Source organism: Brevibacillus sp. NRS-1366 (assembly GCF_050467985.1).
In genome coordinates this window covers 33,103-59,349 of record NZ_JBITPN010000019.1, presented here as the reverse complement: position 1 = coordinate 59,349, position 26,247 = coordinate 33,103, and the positions used below count along the sequence as shown (strand labels likewise).

Genomic DNA, 26,247 nt, shown 5'->3' with positions numbered 1-26,247 from the left:
GAAGAGTAGGTGACGATATTGAAAACTCATTTTGATATTAATCAATATATTAGAGAAGGAGCCATTAATGGTCGGATTTACACCGAGCCAGATGTTTTTACCTTGGAAATGAATAAAATTTTCGAAAAAACGTGGGTCTATGTTGCTCACGAAAGTGAAGTTGCAAATCAGGGGGATTATAAAACGACGGTTATCGGTCAGCATCCAGTAATTGTTAGTCGCGGCGCAGATGATGGAGAGTATTATGTCATGTTTAATCGCTGCCGTCATAGAGCTGCTAGTGTTTGCCAAGATGAAAAAGGAAATGCCAATTTCTTTCGATGCCAATACCACGGATGGACGTACACCAATTCAGGAGATTTAGTGGGGGCACCGTTCCAAGATGGGTACGGAGAAGAATTCGACCGATGCAAAATGGGACTAATCCGCGTTCCGAGAATAGCGAGCTATAGAGGATTTATTTTTGCTAGCTTAAGTGAAGACGGACCAAGTCTAGAAGAGCACCTTGGTTTGGCAAGGCCTTATTTGGATATGATTGCCGACCAGGGAATTGAACTTACGGCAGGAGCCCAAAAGTACGCGTATCACGCTAATTGGAAGTTTCAGGTAGAGAATACAATTGATCCGTATCATTTGAGCTTTGTGCACAAAACGTTTTTTGACATTCAGGACAAGAAAAAGGGAGTAAAAACGAATTTTGCACGCATGCATAAACAAGAAAAGGTTTCGGATCTTGGAAACGGTCATTCCCTGTATGAGTTGGCAGATGATTTAGGGATTGGAGCTCTGCCGTTTAATTTGATTATTTTCCCAAATCTTTCGTTTGTTGGCTCGCAAGTGCGTGTGATTAAACCGGTTTCTGTCGATTACACAGAAGTAGCCCTGTATCCAATGATGCTAAAGGATGCGACTCTTGAGGAAAATGCCGCACGTTTGCGGAAGCACGAAGGTTTTTATGGCCCAGCCAGTTTTGGAACGCCAGATGATTTGGAAGTCGCGTTTGATCGGGTAAGAGAAGGGTTGCGCTCGGGAGGAGAAGAGTGGTTGATTATTAGCCGGGGCATGAACCGGGAAGAAGTGAATGAAAACGGTGTATTAAGTGGCAATTCAAGTGATGAAGTTTCTGTTCGCGCAATTTACAAGAAATGGAGAGAATTGGTAACAATTTAGCGATTATGCATGAGGAGAATGGTGAAGGAGGAGAGACTTGTGACAACAAAAGTAATCGAAAAACAGCAGATAGAAGAGTTTTTGTATAAGGAAGCAGCCTTGTTGGATCAAGGGAAGTGGGATGAATGGCTGGGGTTGCTGACCAGTGACGTCGTGTATTGGGTTCCGTGCAATGGTTACGATAATGACCCGATGAAGCATGTGTCGATCATTTATGATGACAGAGAGCGTATGGAAGAGAGAATATGGCGCTTGCAGAGCGGACAATCTCCTGCACAATTACCCCCATCGAGGACGTGCCATTTGATTACGAATGTAGGGATTAGCGATTTTCAAGGGGATAAAATAGTTGTTTCTTCAAACTTTATGATAGCTGAATTACGTCGAGGCGCACAGACAATATACGCCGGGCGCTATGAACATCATCTGAAACAGGAAGGAAACAATTGGAAGATTAGTTACAAGAAGATTGAGCTGCTCAATAACAGCGAACCACTCGGCAATCTTAGTTTTATCCTTTGATTTAAAATAAATATCGCTACAAAAAAAGAGGAGATGAATCGTTATGAATAAAGAATATCGTATCGGCTTAATTGTACCTAGTTCAAATACAACAATGGAAAAAGAGATTCCTGCCATGCTGCAATGGCGCTCCCAAATTGAACCGAATGAAACATTTACATTCCATTCCAGCCGCATGCGGATGATGCATGTGACAAAGGAAGAATTATCTCAGATGGATGCAGATAGTGATAACTGCGCAGTAGAGCTGTCTGATGCTCGCTGTGATGCTCTTGCCTACGCCTGCCTCGTTGCGATTATGTGTCAGGGACCGGGTTATCATTCTGTATCCGAAGAACGTTTATCCAAGGTTGTCAAAGAAAATGGGGGCGCAGCTAACGTCATTAGTAGCGCAGGAGCTTTAATCGAGGGGATCAACGCTCTTGAGGCAAAAAAAGTGGCAATTATTACGCCTTATATGAAATCGTTAACAAATTTAGTGATTGAGTATATTGAATCAACGGGTATCGAGGTGACAGATTCCATCAGTTTGGAGGTCTCTGATAATCTGGCAGTTGGCCGACTCGATCCTCTACGACTTGTTGATATCGCGAAAGATTTAAATACCAATAATGCTGATGCCGTTGTTTTGTCAGCGTGCGTTCAGATGCAATCTTTGCCTGCGATTCAGAAAGTTGAGAATGCGATTGAACTGCCTGTACTCTCAGCGGCAACTGCAACGGTGCACAAACTGTTGAAATCCCTGGATCTAAAGCCGGTTGTACCTAATGCAGGGCATCTCCTATCAAGAGGGTTTTAATTAGCTGAAACGATCGGCAGGATCATGTATCTATGATCCTGCTTGAAATATAGGAGGATGTTATGGCGAAAATACTTATTCATTTGACACATGGGCCGGAAGCACCAACACAAGCTGATCGTGCATTTTTAATTGCGAAAACAGCGATCAAAGAGGGGCACTCCGTATCGATGTTTCTGGCGGGAAGCGCGGTTCAACTGATGCGTGATGATATTTTGGATAGTGTGATCGGAGTCGGTGATGGTGTTACCACATTGCGTGAGTCCTATAACGCGATTATTTCTGGTGGGGGGAAGATTTACTTATCGCGAATTTCGTGCGGAGCCAGGGGAATGACGGAAAAGGAATTAAAGGACAAGGAAGTTGAACTGGCAGAACCTAATATTCTCATTCAACTCACTGTTGATCATGATCGGGTGATTACTTACGGATAAGAGGCTTTGTTTCCCGGTGTAGGGTCATTTACAGAATAAATGAGGAGAGATGATTGCATGAGCAGGATCTGGGATAAATATCTTGATGAACGGGATACGAAAGTTTATTCAGGCGCGGGATTCGGAAAGGCGTTTGGGATAGGGAAAAGGCCAGCCACAATCATTGTTGATGTTACGTATGGATTTACAGGGGATGGACCTGAATCGATTGAGGAATCCATTAAGAAATATCCTACTAGCTGCGGAGATGATAGTTGGACAGCGATTCATCATATAAAAACGTTGTTGGATGCTTCGCGGGCTGCAGCAATCCCGGTATTTTACACCATTATTGAAGGAAGCAAAACCTCTTCTAACGATCGGGTTGCTGTAAAAGGGAATCTATTCGATCACCCTGCTTTGCTGGAAGGTGAAAAGGGATCTCAGGTAGTAGAAGAATTACAGCCTGTTAAAGGAGAAGTTGTTATTTCCAAGAAGAAACCAAGCGCCTTCTTTGGAACCCCTTTGGTTTCCTATTTGACCGCCCACGATATCGACAGTGTCATTATCACTGGTTGTACAACGAGTGGATGTATTCGAGCCTCTGTTATCGATGCCTTTTCTTATAACTACCGAGTTATTGTTCCGGAAGAGTGTGTGTTTGATCGTGGTCTGGCATCGCATGCAATCAACCTATTTGATATGCAGCAAAAATATGCTGATGTCGTTCCAACTAAAGATGTGATTAAAGAACTTCAAGAATTGACAGCGAGGGTGTAACGATGTAAGTCGGTGGAGCTCATGCCACTTTCAAGTAATTAAATCGCCGGTTTTTCCTATGCTAAGGAATTACCGGCTTTAATAATTGGTAATCATCCCTTTAGGTTCTAATTGACAGAGGAAAAGGACAGCCCCTCAGGCGAATCCACTGAAGAGCTGTCCTTCCTCACAAGGCGGACCAACGTTATATTAGTAACGTACGATTAGCACTGGACATTTAGATAACTGTGAAACTTTATGGCTGACACTACCCAGCATCATTTCTTTAACTCCGCTAAGACCTCGACTGCCAATTTCGAACCATCCTTTCAAACGATGTTATTATCTATTTTGTGTTGAGCCTACATAACGATCTCCTGCTGCACCTAGACCGAAAAGTAAGAGTAGGAATGACGCACCGACCAATATTAGAAGTGGAATAGTCCAACTATGAGTTGTATCATGCAAATATCCGAAAAGAGTTGGACCAATGGCAGCAAGCAGATATCCGACGGATTGAGCCATACCGGATAATTCAGCAGCTTCGTGAGCACTCTGTGTACGTAAGCCGAAAAACATCATAGATAAACTGAAGGCAAAACCTCCTCCGATTCCTAAAATGATGATCCACAGAACGATCAGATTTGAACTGCCGTAGAGTAATCCAAGGGTACCAGTTAACAACAAAATAGAAGTAATAGTTACTAACGACCGTTGACTGGACAGGCGCCCAGCAATGATCGGAACAATAAAGGTAAACGGGAGCAGGGCTAACTGCATGATGGAGAGCAGCCAGCCTGATTGGTCAGAGCTAATGTCTTGTTGACTGAGAATTTCAGGTAGCCATGCGATAATTACATAAAATACCATAGACTGTAGCCCCATAAACAGGGTTACTTGCCACGCTAATGGAGAGCGCCATAAGTTTACCGTTTTGTTGACTGGTTGTGCATGATGGGACGTAGCCGTTTGCCGATCGCGACATTTCAATTGAGGTAACCAAAACAAAATGGATAGGAAGCTTAGAATACCCCAAATCCCCAGTGCACCTTGCCATCCAAATCCCAAACGCAATGCGATTGGTACACTGATTCCAGAGGCTATAGCTCCAAATAAATTCATAGAGATGGAGTACACACCTGTCATTACGCCAATTCGCTCGGGATATTCTCGTTTTATTAAGCTGGGCAATAATACATTGCAAACGGAAACAGCCAAGCCAAGTAAAACAGTACCAATAAATAAATTAGCAACTCCCGATAGAGAGCGTAAAATGATACCAAGCGTCAGGAAAATGATTGAGATCAGGAGAATTCGTTCAAATCCGAACCTCCTGCCTAATTTAGGGACAAAAGGTGAAAAGAATGCAAAGGCGAGCAGGGGCAGAGTGGTGATCATGCCGGCTAATGTATTCGATATATGCATCTGGTCCCGAATGAGACCTACTATAGGTCCTACTGAGGTTAAAGGAGCTCGAAGATTAGCGGCAATAAAAATAATACCTAAAAGGAGAACCGAAGCAACCGCTTGATTGTGAACAAGTGGATTCGAATGAAGCTCCTTTTTTTTACTGTAATAGTTTTGTGAACGCATGATTTTTCCTCCAGATTATGATGCAGCTATTTTTTAAATCCTTACCGTTGCTCAAATGGTTTTGCAAAATTTTTTTCTATAATCGATTCCACAATACTTCGAAGAACGTTTTGGTGAAAATTTGTATGGGTCATCATTTCCACAGGGCTATTCACTTTCATTTCTAAGGCTTCTGTCATAAGGTGGTATAATTCAATAAAAATGTCGTTGTGTGTTGCCTTCACTATGGCTTGATGCAATTTAATATCCGCTAACGAAAATGCGTGTATGTCTTTTGCTTCGGCAGCAACGTCACATGAGTGGAGATGAAATAACATTGCATCGATATCCTCATTTGTTCGACGGATAGATGCCAATTGGTATGCTTGTTTTTCCAGCGAATGCCGCAATTCCAATGTCTCAAATATAGTTGATTTCATTATTCTTCGTTGGAGAACTACCCCTAGGCTATTTGACGAACAAACATAGGTGCCATCTCCCTGTTTCGCAGTTAATAGTCCTGCATGCACCAATACTCTGACGGCTTCTCTAATTGTATTACGACTGACACCTAACACTGCTACGAGTTCCTGTTCCGCCGGAATACGCGTACCGACTGGCCATTGCCCTGATTCAATTATGGTTTGAATTTGAAAAACAATGGATTCTACCAATGTAAATCGATTTATCTTTTGTAATTGCTTCAAGCTTGTACCTCCTAACAAGGGATGTTTTGACATGTTTTTAGTATATTATAATATACTTTTTCGACCACAAAAGTAACTATACTATATATTTTGTGTCTTGTCCATTACTTGGACGGGGATAATAATTTTATTCCATGTGATCATTTGAGCCCGGTTTAGTACCGAGCTCGGGGTTGCTTAATCAGGGAATCGTTGATAGCGGAGGGGGAACGTGAATCAGGCAACGAAATAAGCGGATTGAATATCAGGTTCGATATTTTAAAAAGATATGGAGAACAACTATATCGTCGGAGTGATTTGTATAAGAGTGTAAACCATCTGCGCGAAAACTAATTGAATCATACTGATGCAAAATGTAAGACTCATCATTAACGTTAATTGTAATGGTTCCTGTCATAACCGTAACAATTTCAGTGGTGTTTTGGTGATGTTTTTCCGGCTGGTACGAGCTACAGGGTTGTAAGTACGCACGGCACATTTCATAAATCTCATTACTTGAATTTTGAAAAATAGGTTCAATCATCCATGTTTTTTGATCCCCAGCGATTCGAAACCCCTTCCCTGACCGTGAGAGATTCACATTGCTTTCAGACGAGAATAACGCCATGAGTGGTAAAGATAACCCTTTCGAAATTTTCCACATCATTCCAATTGTTGGGTTTGTTTCCCCTCGCTCAATATTACCAAGAGTCAGTTTACTTACACTTGTTAGTTCTGATAAGTCTTCAAGACTTAGTTGTCTTTCTTTACGAAGCCTTTTTAGCACTGCCCCAACCTGTAAAACGACATGCTTAGGATCATCAGATTCCATATTCATTGCATACCTCTCCTTTCAAGTAAACTTAAGTCATATAATATGAAAGTGAATTATACCATACTTTTTAATTTTAAAAATATATCATAATATCCTTTGGTGGGTTTCTGAACGTGCGTTTCTTCCGGAGCAAGTTCCGGTGCGGAAAAGAATTGCAAGAAGTGAGGAGAGAACCGAACAAGAATGCCCATTTGAGGGTACAAAGAATACTTGATAACTTTCTGTAAGGCCGTGCTGATTCTGAATGTGGGGGAGAAAAGAGTCGTCCATCGAAAAACTCATCGCATCATCCAGTCTGGTTTCCATGACCAATCGTTTTATCAAGCGTTTTGGGAGACGATCAGCAAGGGGAAGAAAGTGTGAATAATTTTTTGTCAGAAAAGCATCGGTCATTCACAGGAAGACCACGGTTACTCGCAACGGGGAATCGTGGTCTTTGCTTTTTAGGAAAAGCTTTTTTGTTTCCTTAGCAATCACGCCTACATGGCTGACGACATAGTGTAATGTGAGTAGTCAGATACCTAATCTGAAGGAGGATGTCTGCTTTGCATTCACAAATAAGGACCTATTTTCCATATGTCAGCCACTATGATCCTTGTCCGCCGATACGTGTCAAAACGTATCAAGTCCCGCCAGAGTTGTTCATCCCCTTTCAACCAGAGAATCTCCCGCAGTATCCCCCGATGGAAGCATTGCGCTTAGGTACATTGTGGCCCGCATTGTTCAGTCCCTACGACCCCCGAGCAGATCACATAGGGAGGGGAGGCTAACATGACCCCTGAAAATAAAGTCGGCGATCAGCAATATTACGCATTACTGGAAGAGCTTCAGGCGATCGACTTTGTGCTTGTTGAGCTCAATCTGTATTTAGACACTCATCCCACTGATGTGAATGCCATCGAACAGTTTAACCAGCTTACCCAAAAGCGCTGGAGCCTGGCCAATGAATATGAGACCTTGTATGGCCCATTGCAAAACTTTGGTCGCAGTTATTCCGGATACCCATGGCAGTGGAACGATGTCCCGTGGCCTTGGCAAGTGTAGAAATGAGGGATAGTGGTAACGATGTGGATCTATGAGAAAAAGCTACAATACCCGGTTCGTGTGAGTAAATGTGATGTGAGAATGGCGAAATTTTTAATGGAGCAGTACGGTGGGGCAGATGGGGAATTGGCGGCAGCTTTGCGCTATATGAACCAGCGCTATACGATTCCAGATAAGGTGATCGGGCTTTTGACCGATATCGGGACTGAGGAGTTCGCCCACTTGGAGATGATCGCGACCATGGTTTACAAGCTGACGAAGGATGCGACTGTCGAACAACTGGAAGAAGCGGGGCTCGGTGCACACTATGCCAATCATGACAGGGCGCTGTTTTACAGTAATGCAGCCGGTGTGCCATGGACAGCTACGTATATACAAGCCAAAGGAGATCCAATCGCCGATCTGTACGAGGATATAGCCGCCGAGGAAAAAGCGCGTGCTACCTACCAATGGTTAATTGATATGACCGATGATGTTGATTTGCAAGACAGCTTGAAATTTTTGCGTGAGCGTGAGGTTGTGCATTCTCTGCGTTTCCGAGAGGCTGTTGAACTATTGAAAGAAGAGCAGGATCGCAAAAAAATCTTTTAATATAAAAAAAGAGAGCGCTGCAGCTCTCTTTTTTTGTCGTTTACACTTCCATAATAATCGGGAGAATCATCGGTCGTCGTTTCGTCTTCGTATACAAGTATTGCCCAATGGATTCTCTGATTGCTTGTTTCAAACGGTTCCATTGATTTACATTTTCGTCCAGTAAATTTGTTAAGGATAAGGCTGCAATGCGACTCGCTTCTTCCAATAGCGCCTCTGATTCCGGTGCATATACAAATCCACGCGAAATAAGGTCAGGCCCAGAGAGAATTTTACCGTCTGCCTTGCTCCGAGTGACCACCACCACTAAGATGCCATCCTCAGATAGATGCTTGCGATCGCGTAAGATCACGCTACCCACATCACCAATCCCTAAACCATCGACAAGTGTACTTCCGGCAGGCACTTTTCGCTCTTGCGAAGCAGTCTGGTCCTTGATATCGACAACATCCCCGTTGTTCGCAATAAAAATGCAAGCAGGATCAATGCCAAGTGATTCTGCCAGTATACGATGCTGATATAACATCCGATATTCGCCATGAATGGGGATGAAATACTTTGGCTTCATCAGGGTGAGCATTAATTTCAGTTCTTCCTGACTTCCGTGCCCGGAAACATGCATGCCCGTTCCTGAGCCATAAATGACATGGGCCCCCAGTATAAACATATTATCTACGATGCGAGTGACATTTTTTTCGTTCCCTGGAATGGGTGTCGCGGAAAGAATAACCGTGTCGCCAGCTTGAACCTTTATATGCCGAAAGCTGGAAGTGGACAACCGTGCTAATGCTGCCATCGGCTCGCCTTGACTGCCTGTACATAGGATCGCCACCTGACTGGGATCGAGTTGGCTCGCCTCCTCGGCTTCTATCAGCATGCCTTCGGGGATATGTAAATAACCTTGTTCGGAAGCGATCCTGACGACGTTCACCATGCTCCGTCCCAGGAGCACGAGCTTTCGATTTGTCAGTTGCGCCGCGTCTATCACTTGCTGCAAGCGATGGACATTGGAGGCGAATGTGGACACGAAAATTTTTTGTTTCGCTTTGGAGAATGCCTCTTGCAAATGGGCGCTGATCTGTTTTTCCGATGGGGTAAATCCAGGACGCTCCGCATTCGTACTTTCTGACAGTAGGACCAGTACTCCTTTTTGACCAATAGCCGCCATCTTGTGCAAATCTGGGGCTTGATTATTTACTGGGGTTAAATCAAATTTAAAATCACCTGTATGAACAACAGTACCCTCAGGAGTATCAAAAACAACGCCTAAACAGTCGGGGATACTGTGATTGGTTTGGAAAAAGCTGATACGTATAGGTCCTATGATAATTTCTGAGTTCGAATCAATCTGATTAAGGTCCGTGCTTTGAATCAAGCCATGTTCTTTTAGCTTTTCACTAACCAAGCCTAAGGTTAGTCGTGTGCCATACAACGGCATGTTTAGCTGCTTTAAGAGATAAGGAATCCCGCCTATGTGATCTTCGTGCCCATGTGTAATGACAAGCCCCCGGACTTTATCACGATTTTCCAATAAGTACGTGATGTCCGGAATAATCAGGTCAATGCCTAAAAAGCTCTCGTCAGGGAATTTAGAACCACAATCAATCAATACGATATCGTCTGCATATTGAATTCCGTACATATTTTTTCCGATCTCGTATACGCCACCTAACGCAAAGATGGACAGAGCATTCGAAGCAGCCATGCGCAAAAAGACCTCCTCACACCATAATAGGGTTAATCTGTGCGAATGAAGGATCGAATATGTGTCTTAAATTCCCAACAAAAGAGAATAAATGGAAAGGAAACGAAGCATGATAACTTAGGTAAAATTCACCTTTTTTGAATGGAGGACACCATGAATACATTTCCACAACCACGGCAATTGTCAGAGCAACTTGCTCATTGCGAGCAACTGATCGGGCAGTTGGTACAACAGACACAGCAAGCTTCAGCGCAATACCAGCAACTGTTGCAGCAGGAAGAAAGAAATGCTGTACAGCTTCAACAGATCGCTCAGCGCGAGCAACAAGCTGCCCAAATGATTCAGACTGCGCTCCAGGGTCATCAGAAGGCAATCCAACAATTGCAACAGATTTCAAGCATTTGTAATCAAGTAGCTCATTTCGCTTCTCTGGCAAATCCAGTTTTCACAAATCCGACTCAGACAACGACAGGATTTGGCATTTACACTCAGCATTAATAAAGGACAACGACAAGCCCCCCGAGCGTGGAAATAGCAAGGGGGGCTTTGTCTTGATCTCATTTACAGCGAGAATGACATGAGTATTTCAATGAATGAACGATCAAGCAATCGGGCACACTGTGGGATGACTGAATTTGGAAAGGGGTTGTTTTCGGTGAAGGGGAAAAAATTACTATTCCGATTGTTGCTGTTGATTGCTGTTGCTGCTTGCATAGAGTGGTTCCTGTATGCGAATAAGGACACGCAGACAGGGGGGGTAGAAGTAGAGAAAGCGCAGGTACAGCAAGCCGCTCCGACACTGTCTGTCACACATTCAATGGAGCAAGACGACTTGCAGCTTAAAATAGCTGTTACCAACTTCTCCTTTTCCCTTGAAAATATGGGGAAAGAAAACAAGCATGGGGAAGGTCATGTCCACCTTTATTTAGATGGAAAAAAGGTGGCAAAAGTTTTTGAGCCTACGTATGTATTAAAAGATATTCCTGACGGTAAGCATGAGGTCATGGTGGAATTGGCTCATAATAATCACGAGTCGTACGGAGTATCGGAGCGTTTTTCTATTGACGTCAAGCCGTAAACCGTACAGGACAATGGCATTTCATGCAAAAAGCCGACATTCCGAGCGCCGTATGGCACTTCGAGGTCGGCTTTTTGCTTCAATCCCTTTCCCTGCGATTACCGATTAGGAACGAAATTGGACATTCACTTTTGCTTGTTGATCGGGTAGAGCGATCACCAATGTAGGATAAGAAATAACTTGGATCTTCATGGCACCAGGAGCAGGAGCTTGCAGATGAACGTGAACGGTATAGCCATGAGACCCAGTTTTCTTGATTTGATCTGTAACGATACGGTATCCACCGGTAGGACGCTCGCCGGCTCCAATGACGACATAAGCTTTTCCATTGGCACGAACGACAGTATGTCCCCCACCTTTTCGAACTTTCGACAAGGCAGTCTGAACTGCAGGTGGATAAGGTGCTGCTACGGCTTCATATTGTACACCATCTGAGACAACCTCTTCCTTCACGGGTGCGGATGGGGTAGGATGTTGTGTAGGCAAAACTTGTGTTCCTGTAATTGTCAAAGCAGCAGTCATCAGCAAACTTGGAAATATGTTCAACATGAAGATCCCTCCAAATATCGAATTCATATGAAATCATAATGAAAGAAGCAGAGGTGACAGGCGTGCGCGTGCAGGATTCGCTGGAATACCTGTCCGAAACAACACAGCAAGCTATCTTGGTAGAGCAAACGAAGCGATTTGGTATCGCTAGCGAAATGGATCTATCTTCGCGGTTGCAAGACCCGCAGTTTTTGGGTCAAGTGTGGGAACAGGCAGGCGAGCTGGAACGAACAGTAATAAGGCTATTCGTGACGAGTGCATCAAGAGGTTTTTTTAGCAAACGTTCATGGGAACGTGAAATTGCAAAAGAGCACAGACATCTGTCAGTCGCATTGACAAAATTGCGGCGACTGGGACTGATCTTGACTGTACGAAAAATGTGGAGTGAAATCGGCTATTGCATGCCTCAGGAGGTACGTGAGCAGATGACCATGTATCTGCTGCCGGAAGCATCCGAGGCTTTTGTCTCTCTTTCAAAAACGCTCCCTTATTATATATCAGCAGGCAGGGGTATACATCTGGATCTTTTTGGGCTTTTGGTGTTTATCCGGGACAATCAAGTGCCCGTGACACAAAAAGGTACCATTCATCGTCGCATGTCACAAAAAATGATGTCACTATTATCGCTGTCTGACGAGCATGTCAAAGGGCTGGTTCTACCTCCTTTGGATCAAGAAGCACGAGAAGGTCTGTGTCTGACAGTGACGCTCGATTTGGCACTGCGACTTGGCTTGGTGCAAATGCACGAGAGGCGTTTGGTTATCCAACCGTCTCAGATTCGATGCTGGCTGGCGCAATCACCCCCTGAGCGGTGGGAACAATTGTATGATTTTATTACCCAACACTACTTGCCGCATGGTGGGTGGTGGGATGCATTTGCCGAACTCATGAAGCAGGTCCAACTAGATCAGTGGTGTTTTCTAGATAAACAATTGAGCATGCTAGAGAAAGCGGGATTTACTCCGCCTGATGATGCAAAACGCCTCATCTTGGAACAGTGGCTACATTTACTCACTGGCCTTGGTTGGATACAGCTAGGCATGGACGAAGAACATCGGATATTTTGGCGTTGGAACAGTTTGCCGCGGTTGACGGCTGAAGAAGGCTGGTTTGTCGATCCAGCAGGGGCGATAACCATTCCTCCGCTTGTTCCACTACGGGATGTGTGGGAGATCAGTAAATTATGCCAGCTCCAATTTGAAGGACCATTGATCCGTGGAGAATTGCAGGCAAGGATGCTGCAGACCTTTCTCTCTTCTGGCGGGACAGAGCAACAGGTCATGGATATCATACGCTCGGCTTGTGCTCATCCAATGCCCGAGGTGTTAGCAGAGGTTTTAAGCCAATGGGCAAAAACCGCGCGCCAGATCCAGATGGAGCCTTGTTTTCGGGTTCGTACCGCCCATCCTGGATTTATCGAGGAATGGAGGCAAATCCCTGACTTTTGCCCATTCTTGACGCAGATCATTTCACCTACTGATTTTCTTATTGCGCAGGATCAGGAATCCGCACTCATTGCTACACTGCGCCAGTTTGGCTATGAGCCGCAAGTGCTGTCACATACTCCAGCTGTATCCGGTGGTATAGGGACTCAACCGGATCTTCAGGCGAGAAATGGATTGTTTCTCGTCGAACGTCCCTGGGACGGCTACGCGGTGGAGAATACGTTTCCTGAACAGATGGAGGGTATGCCTGAAATCGTTTCGCTACCCAAAATGTGGACACAGCATTTTCAGTCGTATCACCCACAGTCTTTGCGAGATCTATTCAAACGGGCAACCGAATTACAACTGGAAGTAGAATTTCAGCAAAAGGGAAAAGATAGGCTGCAGGGGACGCCGCTCGATGTTCGTGTAGAGATGGGGTATTGGATGGTTACCATGGAGACAAAGACGGGAAAAAATCGCTACCGACTGGATGATTTCGACCGTGTGCGCATTGTGGTGCCCCAGTATCTATACTAAGAATGTCGATCGTGGTACAATCAAAAGGTAAGCTTTTTAGCTTTACTGTGAAAGGAGGTCTCGCTCATATGGAAACATTGGAAGCCGCGGACATCACGCAGTTAATGATGGAGTCCCACGAATTGTCCTCGATGATTAACCAATCGCGCGAGGTCTCGGAGTACTTGCAGGCCAAGCGGGAAATGGAATCAGATGTGGAGGCTCAGCGTCTGCTTGCCTTGTTTGAAAAGAAAAAGGAGCAATACGAGGATGTGCAACGGTTCGGGAAGTACCATCCCGACTACAATCATATATCCAAAGAAGTAAGGGAACTGAAACGGACAATCGAGCTTATGGATTCTGTTCAGACGTTTAAACGGGCAGAAGACAGACTGGACGAATTGCTGTATCAGGTAAGCTGGACTATTGCTCATGCCGTATCGGATTCGATCAAAGTACCGAGCAATAATCCGTTTCTGGAAGTTCAGGGAAGTGGTTGCGGTACAGGCGGCAGTTGCGGATGCAGCGTGAAAAAGCCTTGTTAATTCGTAGGGGCTGACTTTTCCCGCAGCAAAAAACAGTCCTCGCACAGGTTGCCACAGCAAAATTGCTTTTCACTTGGTACGAGGAATCGGAAGCGATAGACGTGCTGCTTCTCGTGAGAGCGAACGTAAATACACTCCGGTTTTAACTTGGTATGAGTGGTGAGACGCTCTCCTATCTCCACGAGTCGCTTTGTGAGTTGTGGAGCGGGGAGCGTACTGCTTACATAAAAAAAACGTTGTCCGGCATGTGTTTGCCAACCGCTTTTTGTAACGATTCCTTCCAGGTGCAGCTTTTCTTCAAATTGCTGATAAAACGTAGCCAGCATAAGACCACGATTCCTTTCTGTAACAAGCCTTTTTATAAGGGTATGATACCATGATTGGGAAGGAGACCGACTGCCAAACATGAGAGAACGACGACTGGGGGTCGCCGTGTGGGTGAAAAACACACGGGCCGCCAAAAATTTACGCAAATTTGGCACCATTCATTACATCTCGAAGCGGTTAAACTATGTTTCGATGTATGTGGATGCCAATCAGTTGGACGAAACCATTCGCATTATGGAAAAGCTTCATTTTGTAACAAAAATCGAACGTTCCCATCGCCATGAGATTCCGGTAGAGTATAACAATGCTAGGCCGGATAAGGCAAAAGAATACGATTATAAGCAAGAGAAGAACCAAGTGATGGCTCTGGCAGAAACACTGATGACAGAAGAGGATAGTCAAGCCACTGTGGTTTCGACATAAGTCACTCACAGGCTGCCATTTTTCGGCAGCTTTTTTGCTTTTGCTAAACCGGTGTACATGGTATGCTTATTTAAGAGGGAATACCGGTGAAATGACTGATGTATACGTTTTCAATTCTGATACATAGATATGAGAGGAAGGGTGGGGGCGTACATACATGATTCAACTAGACATTAACTGCGACATGGCCGAGGGCTTTAGCAGAGGACGACAATCTGAGGATTTAGGAATTATGAAATGGATCACCTCCGTCAATATCGCTTGCGGATTGCATGCAGGCGACCCGCATATCATTTGCAGGACGATTGAGGCTGCTCTGAGGCACAATGTGAAAATAGGAGCTCATCCAGGTTACGCTGATATTCAAGGCTTTGGACGACGCTCGATGAATCTTTCTGTCAATGAAGTGTATGAGCTAGTCTTGTACCAGGTAGCAGCCTTGGCAGGAACAACGAAAGCTTTGGGTGGCGAGCTCCACCATGTGAAACTGCATGGAGCACTCTACAATGAAGCGGCAGAGCGTCCAGAGCTTGCTGAAGCGGTCGTAACGGCTATTGCCGATATTGACGAGGAGCTGATTCTTTACGCTTTGTCGGGAAGCAAGCTTGTGGAGGCTGGATTGGAGCTTGGACTTCAAGTAGCAGAAGAGGTATTTGCCGAGCGCGCTTATTTGCCGAACGGACGTCTCGCACCTCGCGAGCTGGAAGGCAGTGTCCTGATTAGCAAGGAAGAACGGATGGAGCAGACCCGTCAACTGGTATTGAAGCAAAAGGTATTGACTGTAAATGGTCAACACATTGATTTGGCTGCAGACACGCTTTGTGTGCACCAGGAAAGTCCGGATGTCCTGCAATTTCTCGTGGACGTGCATCGTTGGGCTAAACAAAACGGTGTTTCGATTGAACCGATCATGGCTCGCTAGGATGATCATTTGGTGAAAAAAGAAAAGCCATTCAGGAACGCCTACCCTACAAGGTAATGGACGTTACTGGATGGCTTTTTTGCCGCTTTTGCGACACGATCGCTCCGTTTTCAATCATCAAGATCACATCAGCCAATTTTTCGGCCTCTTTCCGATCATGAGTGACCAAAAGAAAAGGGATGTTCCACATCTTGTGCAAGCGGAGTAACTCATCCTGACATTGCCTGCGAGTGTCAGCATCGAGAGCAGAAAGCGGCTCATCAAGCAAGAGGATATCTGGCTCGGTAGCCAATGCTCGGACGAGGGCAACCCGTTGTTTTTGCCCACCGGATAGTTGATGGGGGTATTTTGGCATGAGGTGATCAATCCCGACTGTTGACAGCAATGGGTCTAATCTCAGCTCATGTCCTGCTTTTAGACCATAGCGGACATTTTGGGCAACGTTCATATGCGGGAAGAGGGCGTAATCCTGAAATAAATAGCCGATATTTCTTTTTTGCACGGGAAGAGGTCTTTTTCCTTCCTCAAAAAAGAATGCATCATTGAGCTTGATCCTTCCAGTGTCAGGATGGACCAAACCAGCGATACTGTTTAAAATCGTAGTCTTGCCAGAACCAGAAGGGCCGAACAAGACAACAATTTCCTCTTGGATGGAAAAAGAGACGTCCAACAAAAAATCAGGCAACCGCTTCCTAATGTCAACAGTAAGCATTCTTGTCCACCTGCCTTATTTTTGATTGGCGTACCTACGAACATTACGCCTGCTCCACCAGTTGAGCCAAAGAGTAGTTCCCATTCCAAGCGATATGATGATGATTACCCAGAACAAGGCCTTATCCATTTGTCCTGCTTCTACGGCGAAATAAATGGCTACAGGAATCGTATCCGTTTTTCCAGGAATGTATCCAGCAAGCATCAAGGTGGCACCGAATTCCCCTAATCCACGGGCAAAAGATAAGACAAATCCGGCTAAAAGCCCCGGCCATGCTAAAGGGAGTGCAACGGTCCAAAAAAGCCTCCATTCAGAGGCGCCCATGGTACGCGCTGCATTTTCCAAGCGGCGATCTACGCCAGTAAACGCCGCAACTGCACTTTGATACATCAATGGGAATGATACGACTACAGATGCGATGACAGCACCAGTTAGGGTAAAGACGACGGTAATCCCAAACCATTCTTGTAACAGCTTCCCAAGAAATCCGTTCTTGCCAAACAGAAGCAAGAGACCAAATCCGACCACAGTCGGGGGGAGGACCAGAGGGAGCAAAAAAAGGGACTCCAGTACGTGCTTTCCCCAAAATTCTTTCTGGGTCATCCATCTAGCCGCCAGCATGCCCAGAATAAAAACAAGGGAGGTGGAGAGCGCTGCTACTTTTAATGAGAGCATCAAGGGTGTGAGATTGGTTTCGATCACGCTGACCACCTCCATTTTTCTACCTTTTATTGAAACCCGTACTTTTGTAAGATCTCTTTTCCTTTGTCACTTGTCAAGTAGGTCATGAAAGCTTTTGCCGCATCCGCATGCTTTGTAGCCGCTACAACAGCGCCAGGATAGACAATCGGCTTGTGCCATTCAGCCTTCGCAGTAGCGAGTACCTTTACGTTTTTGGAGATAGCCGCATCACTGGAATAAACAACGCCTACCTCGGCATTACCCGATTCTACAAAAGTGAGAACTTGTCGAACATCACTGCCGTAGACCATACGGCCAGATAGGCTGTCCCACAGCTTCAAGGCTTCTAACGTTTCCTTGGCATAACGGCCGGCAGGAACGGTTTCGGGCTCACCCACCGCAATGTGCTTGATCGCAGGATTGTTCAGTTCTTCAAAGGAAGTGATTCCAGGTGAACTGGAAGCGCCTGAGACGAGAACGAGTGCATTACCAGTGAAATCTTGGCGTGTTTCTTTATCGATGAGCTGATTTTCTTCCAAACCATCCATGTCTTTTTTACTGGCAGACAGGAACACGTCGGAAGGGGCGCCTTGCGAAATTTGGGTCGCCAATTTTCCAGAGCTACCAAAGTTAAAGGAAAGGATAGTGCCAGGATTTTCTGTTTCAAACGAAGTTTTCAGCTCAGTAAGTGCGTCAGTCAGGCTTGCGGCTGCAGAAATCATCAATTCCACCTTTGCCGCTTCAGGCTGTTTTGAACCAGTTGATTCAGGCGTGCTTGCTTGCGGTGCTGTTTGTGTTGTGGAGCAGGCCGTTAGCATGAGGCAAAATGCCGCGCAGATGGCCAAAAGTTGTTTCTTCATTATTTCAGGACCTCCATCGTTATGTTTAGTTATAATTAACTATAACTGAGTATAATTAGATTATATGGGTTTGTTGGTAATAATCAATTGCGATTTTTTTAGATTTGAAAGAGAATGAAGAGAGAAGCAAATAACAGGAGGTCAGCTATGAGTAATGAAAATTCCTATACAACAGAAGAAATCGCAAAGCTCTTGCGGATTTCAAAGCTGACCGTTTATGACTTGATCAAAAAAGGAGAATTGCCCGCCTATCGGGTTGGCCGACAGATGCGGGTTGATGCAAGCGATCTGGAAGCCTATAAAACACGGGCAAAAGGGGAGTACAGGCAAGCTCCGATTGCACCTGTCGTGACAAATCCGCTAGCCGTGCAAGCGGCTCAGAAGGGAACTGCGCGAAACATTATTATCAGCGGTCAGGATGTCAGTCTCGATATGCTGGCATCTCATTTGAAACAGAAAGACAATTCGTTTCGTCCTCTGCGATCCTATGTTGGCAGCCTAAATAGCTTGATTGCCATGTACAATGGGGAAGCAGACATTGTCAGCACTCATCTGTATGATGGAGAGACGGATTCATACAATATTCCGTATGTCCGCCGAATTTTGTCCGGACATCGTTTTATGATCGTGAACCTGTTAGCTCGCAGGGCGGGCTTTTACGTACAATCCCAAAACCCGAAACAAATCCATTCCTGGAGTGACCTCACAAAACCGGGTGTTCGTATGGTGAACCGGGAGAAAGGCTCTGGGGCGCGCACCTTGGTCGAAGAGCAGTTCCGATTACATGGAATCGAAGGCAAAGATGTGCTCGGATTTGAGCGGGAAGAAGCCAGCCACCTGGCAGTGGCGGGGGTAGTGGCGCGAAAAGAAGCGGATGTAGGGATTGGAATCGAAAAGGCGGCGAATCTCGTAGCTGTTGACTTTTTGCCGTTGGTGCGTGAAAGCTACGATCTAGTCGTCATGAAAAAGCAAGAGAATGAATCATTGATTCAACTCATTTTGGAAATATTGCAGTCTGCATCGTTTCAAAAAGAGCTCGATGCAATTGGAGGCTATGATTTGCGTAACACGGGTCAGATATTGTATGAAACGTGGTAACGAACAAAATCAGAATATAGCCAGAATCTGCCTGAATTTCTACTCAGGTTGACTCAGATTTGCTACAATATTAGAAAACTTGGCTACGACATGTCTTTTGGCGGAGCCGTGTTGCACTTATACTGGATAGGAATTTTATAAATTCCTATCTGTAGAACAAAACGAACGCTTGCCGCCGAGCGATTTGGGGGCCGTCATGAAAAAATTGCAAAAAACGAGCTTATTAGTATGTCTAACGATCCTAGTTCTCTTTGGTTCAGCCGGAATCATCGCTTATTGGCCTGCCATTTCACAGTGGCTGGCAGTGAGTCAGACGAGTGTGAGCGGACAGAGTGGAGCGGACCCATTTTCGTATGATCCACCCGTGCCGTCCTATGTAAAAGACTTGCATCCGCACTATACGATCCAGGCCGAATTACATACATCAGAAGCAAAGATATCAGGCAAGGTGACATTGGAGTTTGACAATCCGAAAACAAAAGATTTGCGCTTGTACGTTTATGACTACCTTTGGAACAAAATGTCAGTCAAATCCATTCGTTACAAGGATAAATCGCTTGCATTTACCCGTGAGATATCGGTCATAAAGCTGGATAATCCAATGGGGAGCGAAATGCGCGGGCCACTCACAATCGAATTTGAAAATCCGATTCCACGCCGGGGCACGCGTTTTGGGGTCAAGGATGACATCTGGACCTTGACTACGTGGTATCCCATGCTTGGTGCCCAGAATCAGCAAGGGCAATGGTATGATCCTCCGCAGCGAATCGACTTTGGCGATCCGTTTATTTACCACTATGCCGATTACGACGTGTCTTTTATTTCTCCGCGGGGCTATCAGTGGGTGAGCTCTTGGGGCCGAGGCAGTACAAAGGAAGTAGATGGAAGCAGACAAGAAATTCATTACCAAGGGAAAAAGCTGCTTAATTTTGCCCTGGTAGGAAGTCCGCTTTACCACATTGAAACGATAACCTTCCCACCTAACCTTACCGTTGACATCGCATCGGTAGATAAAGGGAATATAGAACGAATCAAAACGATCGCGCAGTCAGTGTTCCCTACCTATACGGACTGGTACGGGCCACTGCCGTATCCGCATGTGTCGATTGCCGAGACCAGCACAGGAACCACGTATGCGATGGAGTACGCCAATCTTGCCATTTTCAAGCGGGACATGTATCAGCGAAATCTGATAGATCACTGGCTGCCGCACGAAGTCGCCCATTTATGGTGGTACAACAGCGTAGCGACCTTGGAGTCATCGCATGGTTGGCTGGACGAGGGCTTGGTGGAGCTGAGTGTTTATCACTATTTGTACAGTCGTTACGGAGAGCAGCCTGCCTCGTCTTTACTGGATGAATATGCGCGCGATAGTCAACGCTTAGGGGATCGCTATCCGTCTGGAAAATTGGACAAGCCATTGCAAAAGTTTGCGACGGAAGAGGAATTTCATTGGACGTGGTACTCCCGGGGAGCGCTTTTGTTTGACAATCTGCGCCGTCAGATCGGTGATGACAGCTACAAGCGCTTTTTACAACGCGTACAACAGACTTACCATGGCAGTGTCATTGGGGCCGAGCATCTCGACCAGGCTCTGGGTCAAACCTTGCAAGGAGAGGCAGCGTATTTCGTCCCGTACACGAAAAGCCCAAACGCCCAAAAATTTGGTCCCGTCCATTTTGAACCGTACATCACTACAGTCATCAACGGAATGAGTTATTATCCATCGATCCCAGCCAGAGTCAAGCAAAACACCGTTTATATCCCGCTGCGAGATTTGGGAGAGCGCTTGGGAATCGCGATTAGTTGGGATCAGGAAAAACAGATGATTCGCACGAGGGGCAATGGCCGTGAAGTGTATCTCAAAGAACGCGAACAATTTGCTGTCATTGGGGAAAAAAGGCTTGATTTGGGGCAACCGCTTCTCGAAATCAAGGAACGAACCATGGTTCCGCTGTCCTTTTTCAACCAGGCACTTGGGCTTGAGACAAATTACGATCCAAAAGAAAAAACAGTGAAAATCACGACGAGGACAGCGATTGGAAAGGCGGCAGAATAAAGATGAAAAACCTTGTGCTGATTGGTTTCATGGGAACAGGCAAGACTACGGTAGGAGCAGCTCTCGCAAAATCACTTGGGGTCGTGCACAGAGATCTGGACGAAGCGATCGTGGAGAGCGAAGGGTGCAGCATACCTGCCTTATTTGCTGAAAAAGGCGAAACGTATTTCCGTGACGTTGAAACGAAGCGCTTGAATGAATTGCTTGATGAGGTGCCACAAGTGTTGACGACTGGAGGCGGAGCCGTATTACGCCAGCAGAACGTTCAAGCGATGCTGGAAAAAGCGACCGTGATTGCGCTTTTTGCAACCGAAGAAGAACTCATCAAGCGATTGGAAAACGATACAAATCGTCCGCTGCTTGTGGGGGGCGTAGCCGCACGTGTACGGACATTGCTGGCAGAGCGTGCGGGCGCATATGACTTTGCTCCTGTACAAATCGATACGACAGGCAAGAGCCTGACTGCGATTGTTGCTGAAATTAAAAGCCAGTTGGTTGAAAGCAGGCAGGACGGGGCAAACTAGGTATGAAGCGCTCCGCCGCAGGCAAGTCGACGTGAATCCGCGGGGCACGAAGGAGGTCACGTTCGATGTCCTTTCAGGAGTATTTAAAATACCTTACCAAGTTGTTTGTTACGTACATGGAGACCCCAAAAGATGAACGCCGTCAGCGTAAGGCACCTAGAGAATCTTGGTCGTCACGTTGGTTTGGGGCGATTCCCATGTCCATTCGATTGTTGTGGCGCAAATAAACCTACGATGAATGTAGACGGAGGGTGCAGATGGCGAGAGTAGCGGTTGAACATTCCCTTTCCCAGATAAGCAAAATGTTGCGTGACAATGGATATGAAGTCGTTGATTTAGGGAACTGGCAGCAGGTGGTAGACGCAATCGTCATCACCGGACAGGATATAAACGTGCTTGGTGATCAAAACAAGACCATTACAGGTGCTCCTGTGATCAACGCTGAAGGAATGACAGCAAGTGAGGTTTTCCATGCGGTACATGTTAGACTATCTCCAACGAAGCATCATTGAACGGCATTCTAAGAAAAATAACAAGCTCTCCAACCGTTTATTCGGCAGGAGAGCTTGTTTCGTTTACATAAAATTGACCAACTTTGCTAGCGTATGAGTAAGGTACAAATCGCAATCCCTCGTCCCAGACTCCCACATACGCGTTTTGGTCGTTCCATAGATGGAGGGAGCTGACGACAAAGGGTGCAAGCACCTGAGAATGGTGCAAAGGTACAGTAAGAGTAACAGAAGAGTCAGACCGCTGTTGCCAAAGCTTGTTCCAGGTTATATCTGACTTGGACTGTAATTGATGCACCCAGCCGATCTGGTCGAAAGGGTCGGCTTCCTTCTGCTTCAACAAACGGGTTTGTGTCAGACTTTGACCGCTATGAATCAATTCGGCTGAAGAGAGAGTTCCCATCACGGGCTTGTTTGCCACGAATGTGGCTGGATAAGGTTCGCCAGTCTTGGCGTTTATCATGTGGGAAGCTGGCTTCTGGGTAATCAACCAATGGGAAGCGAACCCGTCATAGACAGGCTCGGCGGCAATTTCCTTTGGAGCGAAAGCGTCATCAAACAAAATGTATTCTCCGACACCGTATTCTAATAACACAAATTGTTCCTGTGGTTCACGATCAGGCCAAGGAGCTTCACCAACCACTAAATAGCCGACCTGCTTCCCAGCCTTTTTGACACTTACGAGCCATTGGCGCTGATTGGTACCGAGTGTCTGGACATCTGTTTGCGCATGTTGCCATTCCTTAAACGCCGGATCACGATTAGCTATTGCGTCCTTCCATTCAGCGATTTGTGCTTGAAACTGCCTGTCCCAGCTTCCATCTTCCTGGGCAAAAGCAGGCCAGGCGAAAAGCATTATAGAGAGCAGAGCGGAGATGAAGGGGAAGAAGCGTCTGGTCACAAACATGCACCACCTTTTGCAATGGCTTTCCTAATCCTATTGTAGCCAGATATTCCAAAAAGATTTGTTGCAACTTGTCTTTTCCTACTCACAATTTCTCGTTGTTCTTTTACAGGATTCGCCTGGATGCGGGGGTATTCACTTTGTACCACTCGGGAGTGGAAGACAGCTCGGCGGGTACCGAGTGAAGATAAAATAACCCACCGTTGATAAATTGCACCTCGATTCGCGGTTCGTACTGCCACTTTAGCTCGTCCATGCGACGCTTCCGCTCCTCATCTGGCGTGCTTTTTTTCCATTCTTCCTGATCGATTTGTTGGCGCGGTGTCGTTTGAATCCCGTTTGCACGTAAAAAGTCGAGGATTCGTCCTCCTGATGACCGGTATTCGTCAAGAGTCTGCGACTGTTCGACAACAGGCTGTGTGGACTGGGACATTGCTGCTTCTTCCACTTCATCCGGCTCCATGCCTTCAACTGCCATATCGGTGGTTTCCGCCTCTTCCTCGCTGCTTTCATTCGTAGCAGAAGGCTCGCGAAGAGCTAATTCTTCATAATAGGCGGAAAGGATAGCCAGCTCTTCCGCTAATCGGGCCCGGGCTTCTTCTGCCCACTGTTGATCCTCCGATTCCATGATGCTCGTGACTTCCTTTTTTGCCATATCGAAAGCTTGTTCAACCGTTATTCTCCGATCCAATGTGTAAAAGTAATCGGGAATGGCTGGAGTGAGGGGCAGGCGAAAAAGGAACGAAGTAAAGTCGCGTACGATTCGCGGGTCGTGTAAATTAATTCCCAAATACAAGAGAATGTCGCGTCTCTTGTCACAGAGCAGCGAGACCTTCAGATTTAACCCAAGCCACGGTACGAGTGGAGCAGATTGTCGTTTCCCTGTGCTTCCGATGGCGAAGGGATCTTGCTCATACATACAGAGAAATTGTCCGTGTTTTTTCGTGGAATCAAAAATTTGCTGCATGCGCGACGCCCCGAGATGCATGTGTTCAGCGCGTAAGCCTTCTGGCATGAGGTCGGGATGAAAAGCAAAAGTCAGAACCAATGGTTGATAAGCGAGGTTCATCTTTTCCACCCAGCTCCAGTAAAAGGGGCGATTACCGATATCCTTGTCCACTTCAACGGGAAGCTTGACGGTTATATAGTCGGGATGGGTTTCTACGATATGGGCTGAAAAGGTGGCAAGGTAGCGCTCAATGAATTGCCGGACCTGTTGTTGTTGCATCAGGAAACCTCTTTTCTTCTTATACGATTCTGGTGCACGCCATTTATTGCTCGGCAGCTTCTGATAGCTGACCCTCTGTACGGGTCTGGCGGACCGCACGGATGGCATGCCCCATATTATCCAGCTTCAAAGCCATCTCTTTGTTCGAGCGGGAATCCATAATGATCTGAATCAGATTTTCTTCCAGAGACTGACTCAGGTTTAGACGTTCTACGATATCATCGAGTTCGCCGATAACCATCTCAAAGAGATCAATTTTTTCATAGAGGAGGTTCAAGATGTTTTCTTCAATCGTTCCCGCCGTCGACATGTTGTAAATGTGCACGTCTCGCTTTTGACCAAGTCGATGGACGCGGCCGATCCGCTGTTCGACGCGCATCGGATTCCACGGGAGATCGTAATTGATGACCTGATTGCAAAACTGTAGATTGATGCCTTCGCCGCCTGCCTCTGTCGCAATCAACACTTGTGCTCGATTCTGAAAGAGGTCAGTCATCCAGTCCTTCTTACTTCGCTTAAAGCCGCCGCGAAACGGTACAGAGGTGATACCGTGATCATGCAAATACTTTTGCAAGTAGTTTTGTGTAGCGCGGTATTCCGTAAAAATGATGACTTTGTCATTGATTTGTTGAATCAGCTCAACGGTTTTGGCTGCTTTGGAATGGGTCTCGATTTTTTTAATCAGCTCGACCAATGCAATGATTTGTTCACGCCTCGGGGAGTCCTCTGCCATACGCTCATGCATATTGTATAACGTCATGAACGCGGCCTCCTTGCTGGAGCATACCTCCCGCTGCAGGGTAATAAGTGCAAGGGAATTAAACCCGCCAATTCCTGACTGGTACTGTTCGCGGACAAATCGGGTGACACCCTCATAAAGCGCCATTTCCTCAAAAGACAGCTCTATGGGGATCGATTGGACGCAGCGACTCGTAAATTGGATACCGCCGTCGCTTCGCTTATTGCGGATCATGACCTTTTCGATTTCCTCGCGCAATTTTTCACTGTTTTTGGATTGACGCTTGCCCTCTACATAATTGGAGGAGAAGGAGGTTGTATGACCGAGATGGCCCGGCTTCAATAAATTAATCAAATTGTATAGCTCATCCATTTCGTTTTGGATGGGGGTTGCGGTTAAGAGCAGGCAGTATTTTTTCCGAATTTCTTTTACGAATTGATAGTTGCGGGTTCGCTTGTTTTTGAGCTTATGCGCCTCGTCGATGATGAGCATGTCGTAATCAATGTCCAGTACATGCCGGCGGTGGGGGTCGCGCTTGGCGGTATCGATCGAGGCGACAACGACCTCATGCTGCCGCCACATGTACTCTTTTTTTTGGGCGACGGCGGAAATGCCGAATTTTTGCTGCAGTTCTTTGGTCCATTGAATGACAAGTGAGGCTGGAACCAGAATGAGAATTTTTTTTGCCAGTCCGCGCACCATATACTCCTTCATGATCAGACCAGCTTCTATCGTTTTTCCGAGGCCCACTTCATCAGCGAGAATCGCTCGTCCGCGCATTTCTAAAAGCACACGCTCGGCAGTGTGGAGCTGATGCGGAAACGGGGACAGCAAGGGCAAGTATTTCAGGCATTGCAGTTGATCAAACTCGCGCACAGCCATGGCTTCCTCCGCTTCCAATGCCAGCTTGAACAGCTCCCATTTGTCCCAGGGCCCATCCTCTTGCAACCGTTCTGACAGCGGATTGATCCAGCTAGTATCAAATGAAACAGGAACATTCGGCATATACGTTACTCCTTTGCGTAGCTCTGCCATAACTTTCAAGCCATT

General features: G+C 46.1%; 31 protein-coding genes and 1 pseudogene. 19 read left to right on the top strand and 13 right to left on the bottom strand.

Annotation, left to right across the window (positions count from 1 at the left end; all coding sequences use genetic code 11):
• Positions 1-18 precede the first annotated feature (18 nt).
• From ACIFQN_RS12600 to ACIFQN_RS12580, 5 genes are all read left to right on the top strand, one after another.
• Positions 19-1,170 (top strand): aromatic ring-hydroxylating oxygenase subunit alpha, encoded by a 1,152-nt coding sequence (locus ACIFQN_RS12600; protein WP_429833384.1) that lies wholly within the window; start codon positions 19-21, stop codon positions 1,168-1,170.
• 39 nt (positions 1,171-1,209) lie between these two features.
• Positions 1,210-1,692 (top strand): aromatic-ring-hydroxylating dioxygenase subunit beta, encoded by a 483-nt coding sequence (locus tag ACIFQN_RS12595; RefSeq protein ID WP_429833383.1) that lies wholly within the window; start codon positions 1,210-1,212, stop codon positions 1,690-1,692.
• 43 nt (positions 1,693-1,735) lie between these two features.
• Positions 1,736-2,491, top strand: a complete 756-nt coding sequence (locus ACIFQN_RS12590) for a maleate cis-trans isomerase family protein (protein ID WP_429833382.1) — start codon at positions 1,736-1,738, stop codon at positions 2,489-2,491.
• A 62-nt stretch (positions 2,492-2,553) separates the two neighbouring features.
• The gene (locus ACIFQN_RS12585; protein ID WP_429833381.1) at positions 2,554-2,925 is read left to right on the top strand and encodes a DsrE family protein; all 372 of its coding nucleotides are present in this window, start codon (positions 2,554-2,556) and stop codon (positions 2,923-2,925) included.
• Between the two features lie 57 nt (positions 2,926-2,982).
• Positions 2,983-3,684: an isochorismatase family protein gene (locus ACIFQN_RS12580; RefSeq protein ID WP_429833380.1), complete on the top strand. Its 702-nt coding sequence runs from the start codon at positions 2,983-2,985 to the stop codon at positions 3,682-3,684.
• A gap of 189 nt (positions 3,685-3,873) precedes the next feature.
• Here ACIFQN_RS12580 and ACIFQN_RS12575 read toward each other — a convergent pair.
• The 4 genes and pseudogenes from ACIFQN_RS12575 to ACIFQN_RS12560 form a co-directional block, all read right to left on the bottom strand.
• Positions 3,874-3,978 (bottom strand): annotated as a pseudogene (locus ACIFQN_RS12575) (universal stress protein); the annotation flags it as partial.
• A gap of 27 nt (positions 3,979-4,005) precedes the next feature.
• Positions 4,006-5,256: a CynX/NimT family MFS transporter gene (locus ACIFQN_RS12570; protein WP_429833379.1), complete on the bottom strand. Its 1,251-nt coding sequence runs from the start codon at positions 5,254-5,256 to the stop codon at positions 4,006-4,008.
• 41 nt (positions 5,257-5,297) lie between these two features.
• A complete protein-coding gene (locus tag ACIFQN_RS12565) occupies positions 5,298-5,942 on the bottom strand; it encodes a FadR/GntR family transcriptional regulator (RefSeq protein ID WP_429833378.1) in 645 nt (214 codons plus the stop codon).
• Between the two features lie 244 nt (positions 5,943-6,186).
• A complete protein-coding gene (locus ACIFQN_RS12560) occupies positions 6,187-6,759 on the bottom strand; it encodes a helix-turn-helix domain-containing protein (protein WP_429833377.1) in 573 nt (190 codons plus the stop codon).
• A gap of 542 nt (positions 6,760-7,301) precedes the next feature.
• Here ACIFQN_RS12560 and ACIFQN_RS12555 point away from each other — a divergent pair.
• The 3 genes from ACIFQN_RS12555 to ACIFQN_RS12545 are packed head-to-tail and all read left to right on the top strand — an operon-like array spanning position 7,302 to position 8,391.
• Positions 7,302-7,526 (top strand): spore coat associated protein CotJA, encoded by a 225-nt coding sequence (locus tag ACIFQN_RS12555; RefSeq protein ID WP_429833376.1) that lies wholly within the window; start codon positions 7,302-7,304, stop codon positions 7,524-7,526.
• A 1-nt stretch (position 7,527) separates the two neighbouring features.
• Complete coding sequence (locus ACIFQN_RS12550; protein WP_429833375.1) at positions 7,528-7,800, top strand: spore coat protein CotJB; 273 nt, start codon at positions 7,528-7,530, stop codon at positions 7,798-7,800.
• A 21-nt stretch (positions 7,801-7,821) separates the two neighbouring features.
• Positions 7,822-8,391 (top strand): manganese catalase family protein, encoded by a 570-nt coding sequence (locus ACIFQN_RS12545; protein WP_429833374.1) that lies wholly within the window; start codon positions 7,822-7,824, stop codon positions 8,389-8,391.
• Positions 8,392-8,431: 40 nt separating this feature from the next.
• Here ACIFQN_RS12545 and ACIFQN_RS12540 read toward each other — a convergent pair whose 3' ends face one another.
• Complete coding sequence (locus tag ACIFQN_RS12540) at positions 8,432-10,096, bottom strand: ribonuclease J (RefSeq protein ID WP_429833373.1); 1,665 nt, start codon at positions 10,094-10,096, stop codon at positions 8,432-8,434.
• A gap of 153 nt (positions 10,097-10,249) precedes the next feature.
• Between ACIFQN_RS12540 and ACIFQN_RS12535 the strand changes: the two genes are divergently transcribed.
• Both ACIFQN_RS12535 and ACIFQN_RS12530 read left to right on the top strand, forming a co-directional pair.
• A complete protein-coding gene (locus tag ACIFQN_RS12535; RefSeq protein WP_429833372.1) occupies positions 10,250-10,594 on the top strand; it encodes an AMP-dependent synthetase and ligase in 345 nt (114 codons plus the stop codon).
• Positions 10,595-10,751: 157 nt separating this feature from the next.
• Positions 10,752-11,174: a hypothetical protein gene (locus ACIFQN_RS12530; RefSeq protein WP_429833371.1), complete on the top strand. Its 423-nt coding sequence runs from the start codon at positions 10,752-10,754 to the stop codon at positions 11,172-11,174.
• A gap of 105 nt (positions 11,175-11,279) precedes the next feature.
• Here the strand turns inward: ACIFQN_RS12530 and ACIFQN_RS12525 are convergent, their stop codons facing one another.
• Entirely contained in the window at positions 11,280-11,723 is a 444-nt protein-coding gene (locus tag ACIFQN_RS12525; protein WP_429833370.1) for a protease complex subunit PrcB family protein, read from the bottom strand.
• Positions 11,724-11,761: 38 nt separating this feature from the next.
• Between ACIFQN_RS12525 and ACIFQN_RS12520 the strand changes: the two genes are divergently transcribed.
• Both ACIFQN_RS12520 and ACIFQN_RS12515 read left to right on the top strand, forming a co-directional pair.
• On the top strand, positions 11,762-13,687 hold the full coding sequence (locus tag ACIFQN_RS12520) for a hypothetical protein (RefSeq protein WP_429833369.1): 1,926 nt from the start codon (positions 11,762-11,764) through the stop codon (positions 13,685-13,687).
• Positions 13,688-13,755: 68 nt separating this feature from the next.
• Entirely contained in the window at positions 13,756-14,211 is a 456-nt protein-coding gene (locus ACIFQN_RS12515; protein ID WP_429833368.1) for a YlbF family regulator, read from the top strand.
• Here ACIFQN_RS12515 and ACIFQN_RS12510 read toward each other — a convergent pair.
• Positions 14,208-14,537 (bottom strand): hypothetical protein, encoded by a 330-nt coding sequence (locus ACIFQN_RS12510; protein WP_429833367.1) that lies wholly within the window; start codon positions 14,535-14,537, stop codon positions 14,208-14,210. The genes ACIFQN_RS12515 and ACIFQN_RS12510 overlap by 4 nt on opposite strands.
• A gap of 79 nt (positions 14,538-14,616) precedes the next feature.
• Between ACIFQN_RS12510 and ACIFQN_RS12505 the strand changes: the two genes are divergently transcribed.
• Both ACIFQN_RS12505 and ACIFQN_RS12500 read left to right on the top strand, forming a co-directional pair.
• Positions 14,617-14,961 (top strand): YlbG family protein, encoded by a 345-nt coding sequence (locus ACIFQN_RS12505; protein ID WP_429833366.1) that lies wholly within the window; start codon positions 14,617-14,619, stop codon positions 14,959-14,961.
• A 157-nt stretch (positions 14,962-15,118) separates the two neighbouring features.
• Entirely contained in the window at positions 15,119-15,883 is a 765-nt protein-coding gene (locus tag ACIFQN_RS12500; RefSeq protein ID WP_429833365.1) for a LamB/YcsF family protein, read from the top strand.
• A 46-nt stretch (positions 15,884-15,929) separates the two neighbouring features.
• On the opposite strand, the gene ACIFQN_RS12495 is transcribed toward ACIFQN_RS12500, so the two are convergent.
• The 3 genes from ACIFQN_RS12495 to modA are packed head-to-tail and all read right to left on the bottom strand — an operon-like array spanning position 15,930 to position 18,136.
• Positions 15,930-16,595, bottom strand: coding sequence for an ABC transporter ATP-binding protein (locus tag ACIFQN_RS12495; protein ID WP_429833364.1), 666 nt, complete (start codon positions 16,593-16,595; stop codon positions 15,930-15,932).
• 15 nt (positions 16,596-16,610) lie between these two features.
• Positions 16,611-17,297 carry a molybdate ABC transporter permease subunit gene (gene modB, locus ACIFQN_RS12490; protein WP_429833363.1) on the bottom strand — a complete coding sequence of 229 codons (687 nt, stop codon included), beginning with the start codon at positions 17,295-17,297 and terminating at the stop codon, positions 16,611-16,613.
• A gap of 26 nt (positions 17,298-17,323) precedes the next feature.
• Complete coding sequence (gene modA / locus ACIFQN_RS12485; RefSeq protein WP_429833362.1) at positions 17,324-18,136, bottom strand: molybdate ABC transporter substrate-binding protein; 813 nt, start codon at positions 18,134-18,136, stop codon at positions 17,324-17,326.
• A 147-nt stretch (positions 18,137-18,283) separates the two neighbouring features.
• On the opposite strand from modA, the gene ACIFQN_RS12480 reads away from it, so the two are divergent.
• The 5 genes from ACIFQN_RS12480 (at position 18,284) to ACIFQN_RS12460 (ending at position 22,329) form a co-directional block, all read left to right on the top strand.
• Positions 18,284-19,234, top strand: a complete 951-nt coding sequence (locus ACIFQN_RS12480) for a substrate-binding domain-containing protein (protein WP_429833361.1) — start codon at positions 18,284-18,286, stop codon at positions 19,232-19,234.
• Positions 19,235-19,430: 196 nt separating this feature from the next.
• The gene (locus ACIFQN_RS12475; RefSeq protein ID WP_429833360.1) at positions 19,431-21,293 is read left to right on the top strand and encodes a stalk domain-containing protein; all 1,863 of its coding nucleotides are present in this window, start codon (positions 19,431-19,433) and stop codon (positions 21,291-21,293) included.
• 2 nt (positions 21,294-21,295) lie between these two features.
• Positions 21,296-21,817, top strand: coding sequence for a shikimate kinase (locus tag ACIFQN_RS12470; RefSeq protein ID WP_429833359.1), 522 nt, complete (start codon positions 21,296-21,298; stop codon positions 21,815-21,817).
• Between the two features lie 65 nt (positions 21,818-21,882).
• Complete coding sequence (locus ACIFQN_RS12465; RefSeq protein WP_429833358.1) at positions 21,883-22,044, top strand: YqzE family protein; 162 nt, start codon at positions 21,883-21,885, stop codon at positions 22,042-22,044.
• Between the two features lie 30 nt (positions 22,045-22,074).
• On the top strand, positions 22,075-22,329 hold the full coding sequence (locus tag ACIFQN_RS12460) for a YkuS family protein (protein ID WP_429833357.1): 255 nt from the start codon (positions 22,075-22,077) through the stop codon (positions 22,327-22,329).
• Between the two features lie 37 nt (positions 22,330-22,366).
• Here the strand turns inward: ACIFQN_RS12460 and ACIFQN_RS12455 are convergent, their stop codons facing one another.
• The 3 genes from ACIFQN_RS12455 to ACIFQN_RS12445 form a co-directional block, all read right to left on the bottom strand.
• A complete protein-coding gene (locus ACIFQN_RS12455) occupies positions 22,367-23,233 on the bottom strand; it encodes a hypothetical protein (RefSeq protein ID WP_429833356.1) in 867 nt (288 codons plus the stop codon).
• A gap of 103 nt (positions 23,234-23,336) precedes the next feature.
• Complete coding sequence (locus tag ACIFQN_RS12450; RefSeq protein ID WP_429833355.1) at positions 23,337-24,458, bottom strand: YqhG family protein; 1,122 nt, start codon at positions 24,456-24,458, stop codon at positions 23,337-23,339.
• Positions 24,459-24,501: 43 nt separating this feature from the next.
• On the bottom strand, positions 24,502-26,202 hold the full coding sequence (locus ACIFQN_RS12445; RefSeq protein WP_429833354.1) for a DEAD/DEAH box helicase: 1,701 nt from the start codon (positions 26,200-26,202) through the stop codon (positions 24,502-24,504).
• Between the last annotated feature and the right edge of the window lie 45 nt (positions 26,203-26,247).